At 63.9% G+C, this 15,740-nt stretch carries 17 protein-coding genes; 8 read left to right on the forward strand and 9 right to left on the reverse strand.

From position 1 onward, the window contains the following. Window positions 1–206 precede the first annotated feature (206 nt). The gene (locus L6D77_RS00205; RefSeq protein WP_232879965.1) at window positions 207–1,202 is read left to right on the forward strand and encodes a DUF1176 domain-containing protein; all 996 of its coding nucleotides are present in this window, start codon (window positions 207–209) and stop codon (window positions 1,200–1,202) included. A 12-nt stretch (window positions 1,203–1,214) separates the two neighbouring features. On the opposite strand, the gene L6D77_RS00210 is transcribed toward L6D77_RS00205, so the two are convergent. Next, entirely contained in the window at window positions 1,215–2,000 is a 786-nt protein-coding gene (locus L6D77_RS00210; RefSeq protein WP_232879964.1) for a sulfite exporter TauE/SafE family protein, read from the reverse strand. A gap of 373 nt (window positions 2,001–2,373) precedes the next feature. Next, window positions 2,374–2,976, reverse strand: coding sequence for a helix-turn-helix domain-containing protein (locus tag L6D77_RS00215; RefSeq protein ID WP_232879963.1), 603 nt, complete (start codon window positions 2,974–2,976; stop codon window positions 2,374–2,376). A 113-nt stretch (window positions 2,977–3,089) separates the two neighbouring features. Here L6D77_RS00215 and L6D77_RS00220 point away from each other — a divergent pair, with 113 nt between their 5' ends. The 6 genes from L6D77_RS00220 to L6D77_RS00245 all read left to right on the forward strand — a co-directional run bounded on the left by L6D77_RS00220 (window position 3,090) and on the right by L6D77_RS00245 (window position 7,341). Next, window positions 3,090–4,250, forward strand: coding sequence for an NAD(P)/FAD-dependent oxidoreductase (locus L6D77_RS00220; RefSeq protein ID WP_232879962.1), 1,161 nt, complete (start codon window positions 3,090–3,092; stop codon window positions 4,248–4,250). Further along, window positions 4,240–4,611: a RidA family protein gene (locus L6D77_RS00225; protein ID WP_232879961.1), complete on the forward strand. Its 372-nt coding sequence runs from the start codon at window positions 4,240–4,242 to the stop codon at window positions 4,609–4,611. Before L6D77_RS00220 ends, L6D77_RS00225 begins: the two co-directional genes overlap by 11 nt. A 55-nt stretch (window positions 4,612–4,666) precedes the next feature. Further along, the gene (locus tag L6D77_RS00230; RefSeq protein WP_232879960.1) at window positions 4,667–5,731 is read left to right on the forward strand and encodes a YkvI family membrane protein; all 1,065 of its coding nucleotides are present in this window, start codon (window positions 4,667–4,669) and stop codon (window positions 5,729–5,731) included. A gap of 151 nt (window positions 5,732–5,882) precedes the next feature. Continuing rightward, window positions 5,883–6,368, forward strand: coding sequence for an Hcp family type VI secretion system effector (locus L6D77_RS00235; protein WP_232879959.1), 486 nt, complete (start codon window positions 5,883–5,885; stop codon window positions 6,366–6,368). Then, window positions 6,365–6,961 (forward strand): DUF4225 domain-containing protein, encoded by a 597-nt coding sequence (locus L6D77_RS00240; protein ID WP_232879958.1) that lies wholly within the window; start codon window positions 6,365–6,367, stop codon window positions 6,959–6,961. Before L6D77_RS00235 ends, L6D77_RS00240 begins: the two co-directional genes overlap by 4 nt. A 122-nt stretch (window positions 6,962–7,083) precedes the next feature. After that, the gene (locus tag L6D77_RS00245; RefSeq protein ID WP_232879957.1) at window positions 7,084–7,341 is read left to right on the forward strand and encodes a hypothetical protein; all 258 of its coding nucleotides are present in this window, start codon (window positions 7,084–7,086) and stop codon (window positions 7,339–7,341) included. A gap of 207 nt (window positions 7,342–7,548) precedes the next feature. On the opposite strand, the gene mcpA is transcribed toward L6D77_RS00245, so the two are convergent. Together mcpA and L6D77_RS00255 are read right to left on the reverse strand one after the other, a co-directional pair. Then, window positions 7,549–9,435, reverse strand: a complete 1,887-nt coding sequence (mcpA, locus tag L6D77_RS27655; protein ID WP_232879956.1) for a methyl-accepting chemotaxis protein McpA — start codon at window positions 9,433–9,435, stop codon at window positions 7,549–7,551. A 150-nt stretch (window positions 9,436–9,585) separates the two neighbouring features. After that, window positions 9,586–10,464, reverse strand: a complete 879-nt coding sequence (locus tag L6D77_RS00255) for a LysR family transcriptional regulator (RefSeq protein ID WP_232879955.1) — start codon at window positions 10,462–10,464, stop codon at window positions 9,586–9,588. A 102-nt stretch (window positions 10,465–10,566) separates the two neighbouring features. Here L6D77_RS00255 and L6D77_RS00260 point away from each other — a divergent pair, with 102 nt between their 5' ends. Then, window positions 10,567–11,001 carry a PACE efflux transporter gene (locus L6D77_RS00260; protein WP_232879954.1) on the forward strand — a complete coding sequence of 145 codons (435 nt, stop codon included), beginning with the start codon at window positions 10,567–10,569 and terminating at the stop codon, window positions 10,999–11,001. A 129-nt stretch (window positions 11,002–11,130) separates the two neighbouring features. Here L6D77_RS00260 and L6D77_RS00265 read toward each other — a convergent pair whose 3' ends face one another. The 5 genes from L6D77_RS00265 to L6D77_RS00285 form a co-directional block, all read right to left on the reverse strand. Then, window positions 11,131–12,171: a hypothetical protein gene (locus L6D77_RS00265; RefSeq protein ID WP_232879953.1), complete on the reverse strand. Its 1,041-nt coding sequence runs from the start codon at window positions 12,169–12,171 to the stop codon at window positions 11,131–11,133. A 179-nt stretch (window positions 12,172–12,350) separates the two neighbouring features. Next, window positions 12,351–13,040 (reverse strand): GntR family transcriptional regulator, encoded by a 690-nt coding sequence (locus tag L6D77_RS00270; RefSeq protein ID WP_232879952.1) that lies wholly within the window; start codon window positions 13,038–13,040, stop codon window positions 12,351–12,353. A gap of 15 nt (window positions 13,041–13,055) precedes the next feature. Then, on the reverse strand, window positions 13,056–13,757 hold the full coding sequence (locus L6D77_RS00275; RefSeq protein ID WP_232879951.1) for a FadR/GntR family transcriptional regulator: 702 nt from the start codon (window positions 13,755–13,757) through the stop codon (window positions 13,056–13,058). A gap of 70 nt (window positions 13,758–13,827) precedes the next feature. Then, complete coding sequence (locus tag L6D77_RS00280; RefSeq protein WP_232879950.1) at window positions 13,828–15,138, reverse strand: C4-dicarboxylate transporter DctA; 1,311 nt, start codon at window positions 15,136–15,138, stop codon at window positions 13,828–13,830. A gap of 210 nt (window positions 15,139–15,348) precedes the next feature. Beyond that, on the reverse strand, window positions 15,349–15,663 hold the full coding sequence (locus L6D77_RS00285) for a helix-turn-helix domain-containing protein (protein ID WP_232879949.1): 315 nt from the start codon (window positions 15,661–15,663) through the stop codon (window positions 15,349–15,351). Window positions 15,664–15,740: the final 77 nt, after the last annotated feature.

The following is a 15,740-nucleotide window of genomic DNA, read 5'->3' on the forward strand; positions in this document are numbered from 1 at the left end:
GGGCTCTGGCAGGCGGCAATCGGCAGCGGACGATACTGCCAGAACCGCCCAGGGGAAAACCACTGTTGGCTCCACGCGCAGCAAGCTTGAACTGTGCGCTGCATCTGCAATCATGGCGCGCCCCCGCAGCGGGGCTTTCAACGGCATGACAGGAAGGCGGCATGATGCGCGCGACAACACGGAACGGATGGGCCCTGGGCCTTCTCATGGCAACCCCAGGCCTTGCGGCCGCAGCCCCCGAAGCGGTGCCCTTGTACCGCGAAATCAAGGACTGGGTGGTGGGCTGCGACAATACCCGCTACTGCACCGCGGTGCTGGCCGACCATTCGGAGCAGTCGCGGATCTTCATCCGCGTACAGCGCGAAGCAGGGGCCACGGGTACCTTGCAGCTGACGCTGCTGGGCAGTACCGACTGGTCTGGCGAACCCTTGCTCGACGGCCAGCCATTGATGGCCGCCTGGCGCATCACCCGCCAGGCCGAGACCCAGCTGCAGGTGGACGATGCGGATGCCTATGCCGTCCTGCGCCAGTTACGCAACGGACAAAAGCTGGTGGACGACACCCCTCATCAGGAGCGGGAAAGTTCGTTGCAGGGCCTGAGTGCGGCCTTGCTGCTGATTGACTCCGTGCAGGGGCGGGTCGGTCACCCCAGTGCCCTGATGCGCCCGGGCGATACGGTCGAGGATGCACAGTTGCCTACATTGGCGACGCCCAAGGCGCCTGCCGTCGTTACGCGGCCACCGTTGAGCGAAGACGAGCGGGCTGGCATTACCCAAGTGGTGATGGCCAAGGCCGCTGCCCAGGACCAGCTGAAGAACGAATACGATGTGCCGCCCGAGCTTGAGCTGCATGCGTTGAATGACCGCCAGGCGCTGGCGCTGCTCAGCTACAACTGCAACGACTTCAACTGCCAGTACGCGCTGTACCAGGTGGCGCGCGCCGCACCCTATGCGCTTGCGCCGCTGGCCTTCGAGGTGCCGGCCAGCCCGATCAACAGCCTGACCCGCGACCACATCAGCTTCAGCCAGAGGACCGGAGAGTTGTACAGCTACGCCAAGAACGACTATCCCGGCAGTTGCGGTACCGAAGAGTTCTGGCGCTTCGATGGCCAGCGTATGCGCCTGACCCGGCTGCTGCGTATGGAGCGCTGTGTGGGGCTGGGGCCGGACTACTGGCCGGTGCTGTGGCGCACCCAGGGGTAGTCCGTTCTCGGATCAGAACGCCAGCTTGTAGCCGATCAGCAGCAGCATGGCCGCCAGGCATGGGCGCAGCACGTGGTCGGAGATGCGCCCGGTCAGGTGGCTGCCCAGGTAGATGCCCGGCAGCGAACCCAGCAGCAGGTAGCCCAGCAGCGACCAGTCCATGTTGCCCATGCTGGCATGGCCCAGGCCGGCAACCAGGGTCAGCGGCACGGCGTGGGCGATTTCGGTGCCCACCAGGCGGCGGGTGACCAGGAACGGGTACAGCAGGAACAACGCCACGGTGCCCAGCGCGCCGGCGCCGATCGACGTCAGGGTGACCATCACGCCCAGGACCACACCGGTGATCACGGTGAGGATGTTGAGGGTGCGGTCGCTGAGGTGGTAGTGGTCACCGGCGTGTTTGCTGGCGAAGGCCTGCAGGCGCGACTTGAACAGGATCGCCAGGGCCGTGAGGATCAGCACCACGGCCAGGCCTTGCTTGATGATGGCGTTGAGTGCCGAGGTGTCGGTGTGCAGGGTGCTTAGGAACCACAGGGTAAGTGCCGCGGCAGGCACACTGCCCAGGCTCAGCCAGCCGGTGATCTTCCAGTCGATGTTCTTGTTGCGACCATGTACCCAAACGCCGCTGGCCTTGGTGATGGCGGCATACAGCAGGTCGGTCCCCACGGCGGTGGCCGGATTGATGCCAAACCACAGCAGGATCGGGGTCATCAGCGAACCGCCGCCAACGCCGGTCATGCCGACGATGAAACCCACAACCAGCCCCGCAATGGTGAAACCGAAAGAACCTACATCCATACGCTACTCGACACCCAGCTTGCCCGTGATCGGATGGAAGCCAGCATATAGATTTTTTTATAGCCAAATAGACTTGTTCGTTATTAGGTTATAACCGAGCTTGTGAGGCCACTGGCTTGCGCAGTTTCTCTGTAGGAGCGGCCTTGTGCCGCGAAAGGGCTGCACAGAAGCCCCGGCAATTTTATGTAGTGACGCAAAAAACCGGGGCCGCTTTGCGGCCCTTTCGCGGCACAAGGCCGCTCCTACAATGGAAGTGTGAGCCCCTTAAGTGGGAGCCGGCTGGGCGGCGAACACCGGCGCAGCCGGTGCCATGCAGCGCGTTGGCTGCTTCGCGGGTGAACCCGCTCCCACAGGATTTTGAACGGGGTGCCGCTCAGCGATCGGTCATCACCACCATCACCTGCGCATCCCCGCCATCCTCGCTCTCCGACAGGTAGATGTGCCCCACCTGGCTGTCGAAGTAAGCGGTCTGCTGCGGGCCGATGCTCACCGCCTCGCCGGTCTCGAATTCGATACGCACGCGCCCGCTGAGCACCATGGCGAACTCCTGCCCTGGGTGGCGGATAAAATCGTCGAACTGCCCGCGTTCTCGGGCAATGATGCGGGCATAGGCGGGGGTCATGCGCCGTTCCGGGAAGGCACCGGCAATCGGGTAGTAGTCGTAGGTGCCGGTGGAGTAACCGGCCACCTCGGCCAGTGAATCGACCACGACGGTGGCGGGCTGTGGCGCGCTAGCCGGGCCGCTGGCACGAAACAGCTGGGCGATATCGAGGTTCAGGGCGCGGGCGGCGGCGGCCAGTTTCTCGTAGCTCACCGACACTTGCGCCAGCTCCATCTTCGACAGTGTCGACACCGGCACCCCACTGAGTTCGGACAGCTGCTTGAGCGTCATCTGCCGGGCCTTGCGCACCTGGCGCAGGCGCGCGCCGACTTCGTCGCGATCAAGCAGGGGGCGGGCAGTCGTGGCGTCAGGCATCAGGGCTCTCGAACAGGCGGTGGGCCGGGCATCTTACCTTGGACGCTTGCGCAATCCGAAATTCTCATATATTAGAATTCTCACAAATGATAATTCACCCAGCGGGAGCGTAGATGACACAGATCCATGACACCCTGATCATCGGTGCCGGCATCGCCGGTGCCTCACTGGGCTACCGCCTGGCCGGGCAGCAGCGGGTGTTGATGCTCGAGCGCGAGGCGCAGCCGGGCTACCACGCCACCGGGCGTTCGGCGGCCATGTTCATGGAAGCCTACGGCACCCCGCAGATCCAGGCCCTGACCCGCGCCAGCCGGGCGTTCTACGAGCAGCCGCCGGTTGGCTTCTGTGAGCACCGATTGCTGGAGCCGCGCGGCTGCCTCTACGTCGCCAGCCACGAACAGCGCGACCTGCTCGACGCCACCTACGCCCAGAACCTGGCCAACGGCACCGCCGTCAGCCTGCTCGATGCCGATGCGGCGCTGGTCCTGGTGCCCAGCTTGCGCGGCGAACTGCTGGCCGGCGCGGTGCATGAAACGGGTGCCATGGACCTCGATGTACACGCTTTGCACCAGGGTTTCCTGCGCGGCTTCCGCCAGGCCGGTGGTGAGTTGCGCTGCAACGCCGAGCTGGTTCGGGCCCAGTTTACGGGGGGCGTTTGGCAGGTCGAACTGGCCGATGGCAGCCAGTTGCAGGCGCGACAACTGGTCAATGCCGCCGGCGCCTGGGCCGACCGCGTGGCCGGGCAGTGCGGGGTCGATACCGTCGGCCTGCAGCCCTGCCGACGCAGCGCGTTCACCTTCCCGGGCCCGGCGCAGCACGATTTCGCCCGCTGGCCTGCAGTAATCGGTGTCGACGAAAGCTTCTATTTCAAGCCCGATGCCGGCCAGCTGCTGGGGTCGCCGGCCAACGCCGACCCGGTCGAGCCCCAGGACGCCGCGCCCGAAGAGCTTGACCTGGCGCTGGGGATCTACAACATCGAAGCCGTCACAACCCTCGAGATCCGTCGGCCCAACCACAGCTGGGCCGGCTTGCGCTCGTTCGTCGCCGACGGCGACCTGGTGATCGGCTTCGACCCGCAGCAGCCGGCGTTCTTCTGGCTGGCCGCCCAGGGTGGCTATGGCATCCAGTCCGCCGCCGGGGCTTCGCGCCTGGCGGCGGACCTGCTGCAAGGCCTGCCCTTGTGCCCAAGCCTCACCCAGCAAGGGGTCGAGCCTGCACGGCTGTCCCCGGCACGTTTCAACTCAACCCTCAAAGGAGATTGCCATGAGCAATGACATTCAGCGTTTTCCCAGCAGCCTGCCGTTTCCGTTTTCCCGCGCGGTAAAGGCGGGTGGTTTCCTGTTCCTTTCCGGGCAGATCCCGATGAGCGCCGCCGGCGAGGTGGTGAAGGGCGATATCCAGGCCCAGACCCGCGCCGCCTGTGAGCGTATCCAGGAAAGCCTGGCGGCCTGCGGTGCACAGCTCGACCAAGTGGTGAAGGCCACCGTATGGCTGTCGGACATGGGCCATTTCGCCGGTTTCAACGAGGTGTACAAGGAGTTCTTCGGCGCGGCGCTGCCGGTGCGTTCCACCGTGGCTTCGGCGTTGGCCCTGGGGGTGGATGTGGAAATCGAGGTGCAGGCGTACGTCGGGTAGGGCCACGCCGACTCGCGGCCTCACCAACACACAACAATAAAAACCAGAGGTGCACATGCAAGAGCAGCTGAAAATCGCTGGCGCTTTCGTCGGCGTGATCGTGGGGGCGGGCTTTGCGTCCGGGCGGGAACTGCTGTTGTTCTTCGTCGACTTCGGCATCTGGGGCATGGCCGGGGCACTGGTCAGCGCCGCCTTGTTCACCTTCCTCGGCATGGCCCTGGCGGGGCTGGGCAACCGCCTGCGGGCGACCTCGCACAAGCAGGTGATCCAGGCCATCTGCGGCCGGCACCTGGGCCTGCTGGTCGACTGGATGATCACTTTCTTCATGTTCGGCGTGACCGTGGTCATGCTGGCGGGGGGCGGTGCGTTGCTGGAGCAGCAGTTTGGTGTGCCGGCGTTGGCGGGCAGCGTGCTGGTCACGGTGCTGGTGGTGGCCATCGTCTGCCTGGACGTGCAGAAGGTGATGGTTGCCATTGGCGCGATCACCCCGTTGCTGATCCTGGTGGCCTCGGCCATCGCGCTGTACGCGGTGTTCACCCGTAGCCAGAGCTTTGCCGCCCTCGACCAGCTGGCCAGCCAGCAGCAGGCGGGTGCCAGCCATTGGCTGCTGGGGGCGTTCCTGTATGTGTCCTACAACATCGTTGCCGGTGCGCCGATCCTGGCGATCCTCGGTGGTTCGGCGAGCAGCCGCCGCAGCGCGGTGGTCGGCGGCCTGCTTGGCGGCGCGGCGCTGGGCGGACTGATGCTGGTGATGAGCGCCGGCATGCTGTCGCGCCTGGACAGCGTGGCCGAGCTGCCCATGCCGATGCTGTCGATCGCCAACGAGCTGTCGCCGCTGTTGGGGCTGGTGATGTGCCTGATCATCTTCGGCATGATCGTCAACACGGCGGTGGGCACCTTGTTCTCGTTCCTCTCGCGGCTGCTGCCGGCGGGCACGGCGAAGTTCCGCGGCGGGGCGGTGGTGGCGGGCGTGGTGGGCTTTGTGTGCAGCCTGGTGGGCTTCATCAGCCTGGTGGGGCAGGTGTATCCGCTGTTCGGCTACCTGGGGTTGGTGCTGATGGCGGCGGTGGTGGTGGGGTGGGTGAAACGCGGCAAAAGCAGGAGCGTGGCGGTGGCGTGAAGGCCCATCGCGGGCATGCCCGTTCCCGCGTATTGCCTCAGGCACAGTAAACAGAGCGTTCCTTGAAGGCCGGAAAATTCGGACGCGTCCGGCATACACGCCATGAGGGTTTTCGTAGGCTGCGATCCTTTCTCTACAAGGAGCGCAGTCCATGGCTTTCAACGGATACATGAGCATCAACGGTAAGCGGCAAGGTTTGATTTCGTCAGGCTGTAATACCCAGGCGTCCATCGGCAACAGGTGCCAGGTCGCGCACCAGGACGAGATCATGGTGATGTCGTTCAGCCACGGCATTTCCAACCCGGACAACACCCAGCGGGGCACCCACCACCCTGTTGTGGTCACCAAGCTCATCGACAAGGCCACGCCCTTGCTGGCCCAGGCCGTGGACAGCCGGGAAGTGCTCGATTGCGATATCCAGCTGTACCGCATTCATCCGGCAGGCCATCGGGAGAAGTACTTCTCCGTGAGGCTGGAGGGCGCGGTGATCGTCAGCCAGGAGCTGGATGTGCCCCATGCGGTGCTCTTGACCGACCAGGACGCCGAGAAGCGGCTGCTTATCAGCTATCGGACCATCAGCTGGATTCACCACGCCGCCGGTACCACCGGGTATGCCAGCTGGGGTGAGCAGCCATGAGCCTGCGTGACGAAGAATATGGTGAGCGGCTAGATGAGGCATATTGGGAGGTGAATGCAGCGGCGTCTCGGTTGATCAGCTATGGCTGTGGGGTCAGCGCTAAACACCTGAGCGATCGGCGGTTGCGGATGCAGTTCAATCGGGAACTGGCTTATTACGCGCGGCGAGTTGTAAACGATGTGTATGAGCGACAGATGGAACCAGAGCAGGCGCTTGCTGCACTGAAAGCGGAGAAAAATAGTCTTCAACTGCAGCGAGAGAGAATTATTACGCACTCAGTTGGGCTTTTCGGTGGAGTGGGGCAGATAGTAGCAGGAGGTGGCATTTGCTACGGCTCCTGGGGGACGCTCTGTGCTGTAGCGGGCGGACCTTTGATCGCACATGGAACAAATAATGTGTATGAGAATATCAGGGGGCTGTACGAGGGGCGCGACGATATTCAGGGGCCTGTCAAGAAAGGTTATCAAGAGGCTTCGAAAGCTTTAGGTTTTACAGAGCATGAGGGGAAGGTGGCTTATCTGGTTGCTGATTTATCATTGTCGATAGGTGCGTTGTTTAGACCTGTACTCAAGCCCGATGCATGGCGGCTATAAAAATACTATCGCATTGACAGAGAAGTCGCGATTCGACAGATGAGCAAGGCGGCATTGGGGGCTGAGGCTGCAGTCAACACGCCCACCGCAATTGATCTGTACAAAGAGTACAAGAAGTGAGTATGACAGGGCTGCTTTTGTTTGTTGGGCTTGATGTCCTGCTGACCATTTTTTTTGCCAGGCTTGTACTCCGCAGGCGGGTGTTGGCAACGATAATGATGCTATTAAGTATCGTGATGATGGTTGTTTACTTGAAGCTGATTGGTGGTTCGGGCTTGATTAGTTACTCGTTTGACTACGGCGATGGGTTTGGCCTGGAGTTAAATGTCGTGACGACTATAAGTGTTGCTATGATTTTGTTTCACGCTTGGTTTATATAACCCTTCTCAGATGGGCTCTAAAATTTGGCCTGGGCTAATTCACGAACAAGCTCGTCTCGATGGAAGAAGTAGAGCAAGGTGTCCGAGCGTTAGGGCTGGGTCAAGCAAAGATGTGACATGCTGCAAGCGGCGCCCGGCGGGCGCTATCGCGGGCAAGCCCGCCCCCACAAGCGCGTGGGAGCGGGCTTGCACACGATAGGCATCACATCAGATGCGGAAACTGCCCACCAGTTGCTTCAGGCGCCCAGCCTGTTGGCTCAGGGCGTCGCAGTGGCGCAGGGTTTCGTTGAGGTTCTCCACCCCTTGCTGGTTGAGGGCGTTGATCTGGGTGATGTCCAGGTTGAGGCTCTCGACCACGGCGGTCTGCTCTTCGGTGGCGGTGGCCACCGACTGGTTCATGCCGTCGATCTCGCCGATGCGCTGGGTCACGCTGGCCAGGCGCTCGCCGGCCTGGTTGGCCACTTGCACGGTCTCTTCGCTGGATACCTGGCTGGTGTTCATGGTGTGCACCGCTTCGCGCGAGCCCACCTGCAGGCTGGTGATCATGCGGTGGATCTCTTCCGCCGATTCCTGGGTGCGGTGCGCCAGGTTGCGCACTTCGTCGGCGACCACGGCAAAGCCACGCCCGGCCTCGCCGGCACGGGCGGCCTCAATGGCGGCGTTGAGTGCCAGCAGGTTGGTTTGCTGGGAGATGCCCTTGATCACGTCGAGGATCTTGCCGATCTCGTCGGTGCTGGCATTGAGCGTTTCGATCTGCTCGCAGGATTCGCTGATGCGCGCAGACAGGGCGGTCATCGCGCTGATCGCTTCCTCCACCACGGCACGGCCGCCGTGAGCCTGCTCGCTGGCGCCGCTGGCGTGTTGCGAGGCGTCGGCGGCGTTGCGGGCGATTTCCTGGGTGGCGGCGCCCAGTTCGTTGATCGCTGCGGCGACGCTGTTGGTGCGCATGCTCTGCTCTTCGGAACCGCTCAGCGAGGCGTTGGAGGCGCCCACCACTTTTTCCGACAGGTCATGCACCAGGCGGGTGGCCGACGACACTTCGCTGATCGAGGCATGGATCCGCTCGACGAAGCGGTTGAAGGCGGTAGCCAGTTCGCCGAACTCGTCCTTGTTTTCCACGGCCAGGCGGCGGGTCAGGTCGCCTTCACCTTCGGCGATGTCCTGCATGGCGCGGCCCATGGTGGTCAGTGGGCGCATCAGCACCGGGATCAGCAGGCCGAGCAGGCCGGCGATGGCGGCGACGGCGATGAGCATGGCAATGATCGCCGAGGTGCGGAACTGGCTCAGCGGGGCGTAGGCCTTGTCCTTGTCGATCGACAGGCCGATGTACCACTGCGCCGACGGCAGGCCTGCGACCGGGGCGAAGGAGATGATGCGGTCCTTGCCGTCGAGGCTCACGTCCTGCATGCCGGGTTCGACGCGCAGGGGGCTGCCGGGGTAGATGTCCTTGAGGTTCTTCATCACCCGGTCCTTGTCGGGGCTGACGATGACCTGGCCATCGCGGTCCACCAGGAATGCATGGCCGATGCCGCCGAAGTCCACGGCGTTGATGATCTCGACCAGGGTGTTCAGACTCAGGTCGCCACCGACCACGCCCAGCAGTTCACCACTGGATTTTGCCTTGACCGGGATGGCGATGGTCACCACCAGGCCGCCGACCGAGGCCTGGTAGGGCGGCGTCAGCAGGGTCTGGTTGGCGCTGACCGCCTGGGTGTACCAGGGGCGCTGACGCGGGTCGTAGCCGTCGGGCATCTTCGCGTCAGGGCGCTGGGTGAACAGCCCGGTGTTCTGGCCGAAATAGGTGAACTGGAAGTTGCTGGTGTACGACGGCTGGTCGACCAGCCCAGGTACGTTGCTGCCGGCGCCTTGCTGGGCGATGTCCTGGGCCAGGTTTTCCAGCACCAGGATGCGCCCGCTCATCCAGTTCTGCACGCTGCTGGCGGTTTGCAGGCCGGCCTGGCGCACCGACGACTCGATGTTCTGGCGGATGGTATTGCGCTGCAGGTAGTCGTTGTAGAGGGTGAACAACGCGAAGGCCAGGACGACAACGCCGCAGGCACTGAGCAGGATCTTGTGGCGGAATTTCAGGTTCATGTTTCGAGACCTTGATTCTGGGAAGGGAGGGCGCCGCATGCTTGTGGCACGAGGGGCGGGGCCTGTTCTCGAGGTATCGGCCGTTTGCGCAAAATGTTGAAAGACTAAATGTCGCAGGGCCTGGCTGGTATGCCCTCTAGTAATCACAAATCATTTCGAGGCCAGCAGCGCCACCAGCGCCTTGGCTGCCTGGCCCATGGGTTGCTGCTTGAGCCAGAACGCATGCACCGGCAGCTCCAGGGCATTGTGGGTATTGCGAAAGTCCAGGCGCACCAGGCGCCCGGCCTTGACCAGCGGGGCGATGCGCGACAACGGCAGGTCGCCCCAGCCCAGGCCCGCCTCGACCATCTGCACGGCCAAATCGAGGCTGTCGGTGCGCCAGTGCGAGGTGCCGATCAACGAGCGCGGGTCGGCCAGCGGCAGGTCGCGGCTGCGTACCAGGATCTGGCGCAGGTGCACCAAGTCTTCGAGGTTGCGGATGCGTCCTTCGAGCAAGGCTGGGTGGTGCGGCGACAGGGTCGCCACCAGCGATTCCATGGCGATGTGCTGGAAGCTGCGCCGTGGGTCGACTTGCAGCCCAGCGAAGGCCAGGCACAGGTTGACCCTGGCACTGTCGAGCAGTTGCAGGGCGTCTTCCTGTGGCGCGGCCAGCAGCTCGATATCGAGCAGGGGGTAGCGCTCGCCCAGGCGGGTGATGGCCGCAAGCAGTGGGCGCTGGTCGATGTCCGGGACCACCGCGATGGCCAGGCTGCTTTCCAGGCCGCGCGACAGCTCCATGGCGTGCACCTCCAGCAGCCCCAGCTGCTCGGCAATCTGCCGTGCGTGGGGTTCCAGGGCCTGGGCCTGGGCAGTGGGGCGCGCCTCGCGGGAGCCACGCTCGAACAGGCTGTAGCCCAGCTCTGCCTCGAGGTTGCCGATGGCCATGCTCACGGCCGACGGCACGCGCCCCAGCGCCCGGGCGGCGGCGGAAAACGAGCCGCGGTCGAGCACGGCGAGGAACAGCTGGATGGTGTCGCTGGAAAAGTTCATGGCAGTCTCCTTTCAGTAAATCTGAAAGCTGCCGACTTTTTCTGTCAAGCATGTTGAAGCATCCTTGCCCGCTTTCGACAACCCTGCGGCAAAGGTAACCCCGTGCAAGGACTTAAACGCAAACTGGTCTACGTGACCTTCTATGAATTGATCGGCCTGAGCATGTCGACCCTGGGACTGGCCTACCTGTCCGACACCCAGGCCTCGCATACCGGCCCGTTGGCGGTGATGATCACCACCATCGCCATGGCCTGGAACTTCGTCTACAACAGCCTGTTCGAGCGCTGGGAAAGCCGCCAGGTCACCCGCGGGCGCAGCGTCAAGCGGCGGGTGGCGCATGCCATTGGCTTCCAGCTGACCTTGGTGGTGTACCTGATCCCACTGATCGCCTGGTGGCTGGACATGACGTTGTTGGAGGCGTTGGTGGTGGACTTCGCGTTCATCATCCTGGTGCCGTGCTACACCTTCGTCTACAACTGGGCGTTCGACCGGATCTTCGGTTTGCCCGCCTCGGCGATGGCGCCGGCGGCGGCCTGAAAATCCGCGTTGACCTTCATATGGTCTGCACATCCCCCTGTAGGCGCGGCCTTGCCGGGGCACCGGATCGGTCGGAAAGGGCCGCTCCTACAGGGGAAGTGCAAACTTCAGGAGTGGTACACGGCAAACTCAAGGCGGCAAACGAATCAGCAACGGCGCCTGCTGTTGTTCCTGCACCGGCACCTGGTTGGCGAGCAAACTGTCCTCCACCTGCCCCGACAAGTAATACACCCCCGCCATGGCACCGCTCTGGCGGTTCTCCATCAGCTCCTGCCATTCCTGGTTCAACGCCACATTGAGGATCACCCGCAGTTGCTCGACCATCTGCGGTTGCTCGCGGTCGTGGCTGACCATGCCGTAGCCGGCCACCGCCAGCGAAATCAAGGTGCCCGCCGCCTTGCCCACCGCCGCGGCGATGGCGCTGGCGGCGCCACGCGGGGCAAGGGTGGCGCCGAGCTTCTCGCTGGCCTGGGTGGCCACCGACGACAGCCCGGTTTCGGTCTGCCCCGGCCCCTTCGACGCCTGTTGATGCAGATGATCGCGTAGCGATTGCCAGGCCGGTTGCTGGTCCAGCGACTTGGCCCTGAGCAACTGATACAGCGTGGCATTGCGCGCATCGGGCGGGCCGAGGGTGATGATCGGGATGCGGTTCAGGCGCTGGCTGAACTGCTCGGGCGGGGCGTTGTAGCGCTGGTTGATTGCCTGCAGCTGCTGGCCCAGCAGCTGCAGGTACAGCTCGCTGGCGCGGTCGCGAATGCCTTCGGGGTTGATCTGCTCGGCCACCGGATCGATTACCCGTTCGTGGTATTGCTCCTGCAGATACAGGGCCAGGCGCTTTTCCGGCGATTCAGTGCCGTTGTTGCTGTTCATCTTGTACCAGGCCACCTTTAGCGTGAGCCATTGCTGGGTCCAGTAGCCGGTGAACCAGGGGATGAAGTCGTTTTCGGTGCGTTGTTGTACCTGCTCCTTCCACACCCGCATCGAGCGCCGGGCATAGTCGTTGGCCGAGCCTGCGGCGGCGGCCGAGGCTTCGATGATGTCCTGGTCGATGCGTTGCCAAACGGCGGGGGGCAGGTTTTGCGGTGGCGGTGGGGCAGGGGGGCGTTTGCCGGCGCAGCCGGCGAAGGCCAGCAGCAGGCAGGCGGGGAGCAGCAGGGCAAGCGACTTCACGCGGGGTGCCTCCCTGGTCAGAGGCTGGGGTGGTTTTTCGAGTATAGGGCGGTAAAGCGGCCCTTTTTGTGGAGGGGCGACGGGCTGTCTTGGGATCGCGGGCGGCGCTCGATCTCAAAGGCGCTGCAAAATTCCCGGCGAGCACCTGGTGGCCCTCACCCCATACCCAACCGAGCCCTTCAACCCATCCGATCCAGATCAAGCTTGGCTTCCAGATGGTCCAGATGCTCATGCATCAACGCCAGCGCCGCGCCGCCGTCACCACTCTCCACCGCATCGATGATCGCCGCGTGCTCCTGCCAGGCGCAGTGCTCGCAGCAGGGCGACTCATAGCGGGCGATGATCAGCGAGGTCATCGGTACCAGCCCGTTGAGAAAACGCGCCAGCGGCGCGTTGGCCGCCATCTGCGCCAGCTTCATGTGGAATTCGCCACCCAGGCGGATCGCCGTGCAGCGTTCGCCCTGCTCATGGTGCTGGCGTTCGCGCTCGACCAGTTGGCGCAGCTGGCGGATCTGCGCCGGGCGCGCGCGCTGGGTGGCCAGGCCGATCAGTGTGGTCTCGGCCAGGCGCCGGGCGCTGAGCACCTGGCGCGCCTGCTCGGGGTCGGGCGCGGCCAGGTGCGCGGTGTGGCTGGGGCGTTGCACGATCACCTGCTGGTCGGACAGGCGCCCGAGCACCCGGCGGATCACCGTGCGGCTGACCCCGAAGGCGTTGCCCAGGGCCTGCTCGGGCAAGGCGCTGCCTGGTGGCAGGCGTTGTTCGAGAATGGCGTCGAACAGCCGAGGGTAGATCTGTTCCGCTGACAGGCGGGTTTCGCCGGCACCCAGCAGGGCAGGCAGGTGCGGGGCGGCGTGGGCGCAGGTGGTCATGGTCGCTCTCCTGTTTCAGGTGCCTGGGTGTTCGTCCGGGATGTTCAGGGCGATGCCCATGCGCTCGCCCTCGGCGAGGATGTGCCGGCGCATCTGCAGGCTGGCCTGGGCGCTGTTGCGCTCGCGAATGGCGCGCACCACCGCTTCGTTTTCGTTCAGGCGCGCGGCCAGGTGCTCGGGCGATTTGCGCAGCATCTCGGCGCTCTCTTTGAGGGCATTGCCGGTCTGTTGCACCACGCTCTGGAAGATCGGGTTGGTGGTCAGGGCGAACAGCGCCTCGTGGAAGGCGATGTAGGCGTTGACGCCGGCTTCGCTGTCGCCGGCATCAAGGGCTTCGCGCATGTCCATGAGGTTCAGGCGCAGCTGGCCAATGTCCTGGCTGCCGGCCGATTGCGCCACCAGCCCGGCGATGAAGGGTTCGAGGGTGTAGCGCAGTTCCAGCACGTCGGCCAGGCTGGCCGCGGCAACGGCCTCCGGGCTTTGCGCCTGTGCGGCGTCGGCGTCCAGCACCAGTACGCCCTTGCCGGGCATCGAGCGCACCAGGCCCAGGGTTTCCAGCACGATCACGGCTTCGCGCAGGCTGGGGCGGCTGATCCCCAGCTGCTCGGCCAGCTCGCGCTGGCCGGGTAGCATGTCGCCGCTGCGCCACTGGCCTCGGGCCAGGGCCTGGCGGAGTTTCTCCACCACGGAAGTGACTACGGTTGAAGAGCTGATCACGGTTCGCTCCTTGATGGGCGTTGCATCTTTGCGTTTGGCGGGCCGGCGCTGGGCGCCGGCCGGCTCAGGCTTAGAATTCCTGTTGATGGGGTTGGCCTTGTTTGCGGGGAGCGTGGGCGAAGCCAGGCTTGTTGGCCAGCACGTTGTGGGCGCGGTCCAGGTCGATGTCCTTCTCCCAGCGGGCGATGGCCACGGTGGCGACGCAGTTGCCGATCAGGTTGGTCAGCGCCCGGCCGATGCCCATGAACCAGTCCACCGCCAGCACCAGCACCAGGCCCACCACCGGGATCGCCGGGACTGCCGTCAGGGTGGCGGCGAGGATCACCAGGGCCGAGCCTGGGATGCCGTGGGCGCCCTTGGAAGTCACCAGCGACACCAGAAGAATGGTCAGCAGGTCGCTCATGGCCAGCGGCGTGCCGGTGGCGTTGGCGATGAACACGATGGCCAGGGTCAGGTAGATGGAGAAGCCGTCGAGGTTGAACGAGTAGCCGGTGGGGATCACCAGGCCGACGGTGGAGCTGCCGATGCCCAGGTGTTCGAGCTTGCGCATCACCTGCGGCAGCACGGCATCGGAGGAGGCGGTGCCGAGCACGATGCTCAACTCTTCACGCAGGTACTTGATGAAGGGCAGCAGGCGCAGGCCCGACAGGCGCATCACAGTACCCAGGACGATCAGCACGAAGCCGGCACAGGTCAGGTAGAACAGCGCCACCAGGCCGCCCAGGTGCTGCAGCGAGCTGAGGCCATATTTGCTGGTGGTGAAGGCGATGGCGCCGAACACGCCGATCGGCGCCAGGCGCACGATCATGCCCATGATGCGGAAGATCACGTGGCTCAGTTCGTTGATCAGCCGCGAAATGCCCGAGGCCGACTCGCCCACCAGGTTCAGGGCGCTGCCGAACAGTACCGAGAACAGCAGCACCTGAAGGATGTTGTTGTCGGCGAAGGCGCCCACCACCGAGGTGGGGATCAGGTCCATCAGGAAGGTGGTGGTGCTGTGGATATGCGCACCACGGTCGGCCAGGGCGCCGGCGTCGGCACTGGAGAGCTGGTCGAGGTGGATGTTGGCGCCACTGCCGATACCGCTGGTGAAGGCGAATACCAGGCCTATGACCAGGGCCAGGGTGGTCAGCACTTCGAAGTAGATGACCGATTTGAGGCCGATGCGCCCGACCTTCTTCAGGTCGCCGGCGCCGGAAATACCGCTGACCACCACGCAGAACACGATCAGGCCGATGAGCATCTTGATCAGCTTGATGAAGCCGTCACCCAGGGGTTTGAGTTGCAGGGACAGGTCGGGGAAGCTCAGGCCGCAGACAACGCCAAGGGCGAGGCCGAGCACAACCTGGAGGAAGATCGAACGCGAACACCATTTGAGCATGGGAGGGATCTCGGGTCGGTGTCCTTGCCCCCCAAGCCACACGGAGCGAAAGAGTGCAGGACTTAATTATTGTGGTCTTACCGGTTTGTTCACTGCGAGGGCCATGAAACGCCTAAATTTGCCTGATTGCAAGATTTTTCGGCCTTACCGGTCTGACCAGTTGTGGTGCGTTGACCGACGGTCTGCTCTGCTGTGGTGCGCAGGTGGATTTCAGGGCTTGGCGAGCACCTGATCGATGGCGACGATCAGCTTGCCCAGGTCCTTGGGGGGCGCTTTGTGGATGGCACGGAAGAGGTAGGCGCGCTGCTCTTCTTCGTCGTCCGGCTCGGCGAAAAAGGTTTTAAGTCTCACCCCCAGGACATCGGCAAAGCCGGTCAGGGCTTCGATGCTGGGGGTGTAAGTGCCGGTTTCGAAGCGGCTTATGGTCTTGGGGTCGAAACCGGTCAGTTCGCCCAGTTGCGCTTGCGTGAAGCCCGCCAATTTGCGGTAGCGGCGCAGGGCAGGACCGAGGCCAGAACTCGTCATCGCTCAATTCCCATTTAGAATCAAGCACTTAACGATATCTATTCGCTCAGCGCAACGCCATGATTCATCACCTTTAT

Source organism: Pseudomonas parasichuanensis (assembly GCF_021601385.1).
In the GTDB taxonomy this organism is placed as follows: Bacteria; Pseudomonadota; Gammaproteobacteria; order Pseudomonadales; family Pseudomonadaceae; genus Aquipseudomonas; species Aquipseudomonas parasichuanensis.

Excerpts from the sequence above, each read along its gene's own strand:
- L6D77_RS00205 (WP_232879965.1), top strand. The coding sequence starts at position 207 with ATGGCAACCCCAGGCCTTGCGGCCGCAGCCCCCGAAGCGGTGCCCTTG.
- L6D77_RS00210 (WP_232879964.1), bottom strand. The coding sequence starts at position 2,000 with ATGGATGTAGGTTCTTTCGGTTTCACCATTGCGGGGCTGGTTGTGGGT.
- L6D77_RS00215 (WP_232879963.1), bottom strand. The coding sequence starts at position 2,976 with ATGCCTGACGCCACGACTGCCCGCCCCCTGCTTGATCGCGACGAAGTC.
- L6D77_RS00220 (WP_232879962.1), top strand. The coding sequence starts at position 3,090 with ATGACACAGATCCATGACACCCTGATCATCGGTGCCGGCATCGCCGGT.
- L6D77_RS00225 (WP_232879961.1), top strand. The coding sequence starts at position 4,240 with ATGAGCAATGACATTCAGCGTTTTCCCAGCAGCCTGCCGTTTCCGTTT.
- L6D77_RS00230 (WP_232879960.1), top strand. The coding sequence starts at position 4,667 with ATGCAAGAGCAGCTGAAAATCGCTGGCGCTTTCGTCGGCGTGATCGTG.
- L6D77_RS00235 (WP_232879959.1), top strand. The coding sequence starts at position 5,883 with ATGGCTTTCAACGGATACATGAGCATCAACGGTAAGCGGCAAGGTTTG.
- L6D77_RS00240 (WP_232879958.1), top strand. The coding sequence starts at position 6,365 with ATGAGCCTGCGTGACGAAGAATATGGTGAGCGGCTAGATGAGGCATAT.
- L6D77_RS00245 (WP_232879957.1), top strand. The coding sequence starts at position 7,084 with ATGACAGGGCTGCTTTTGTTTGTTGGGCTTGATGTCCTGCTGACCATT.
- mcpA (WP_232879956.1), bottom strand. The coding sequence starts at position 9,435 with ATGAACCTGAAATTCCGCCACAAGATCCTGCTCAGTGCCTGCGGCGTT.
- L6D77_RS00255 (WP_232879955.1), bottom strand. The coding sequence starts at position 10,464 with ATGAACTTTTCCAGCGACACCATCCAGCTGTTCCTCGCCGTGCTCGAC.
- L6D77_RS00270 (WP_232879952.1), bottom strand. The coding sequence starts at position 13,040 with ATGACCACCTGCGCCCACGCCGCCCCGCACCTGCCTGCCCTGCTGGGT.
- L6D77_RS00280 (WP_232879950.1), bottom strand. The coding sequence starts at position 15,138 with ATGCTCAAATGGTGTTCGCGTTCGATCTTCCTCCAGGTTGTGCTCGGC.
- L6D77_RS00285 (WP_232879949.1), bottom strand. The coding sequence starts at position 15,663 with ATGACGAGTTCTGGCCTCGGTCCTGCCCTGCGCCGCTACCGCAAATTG.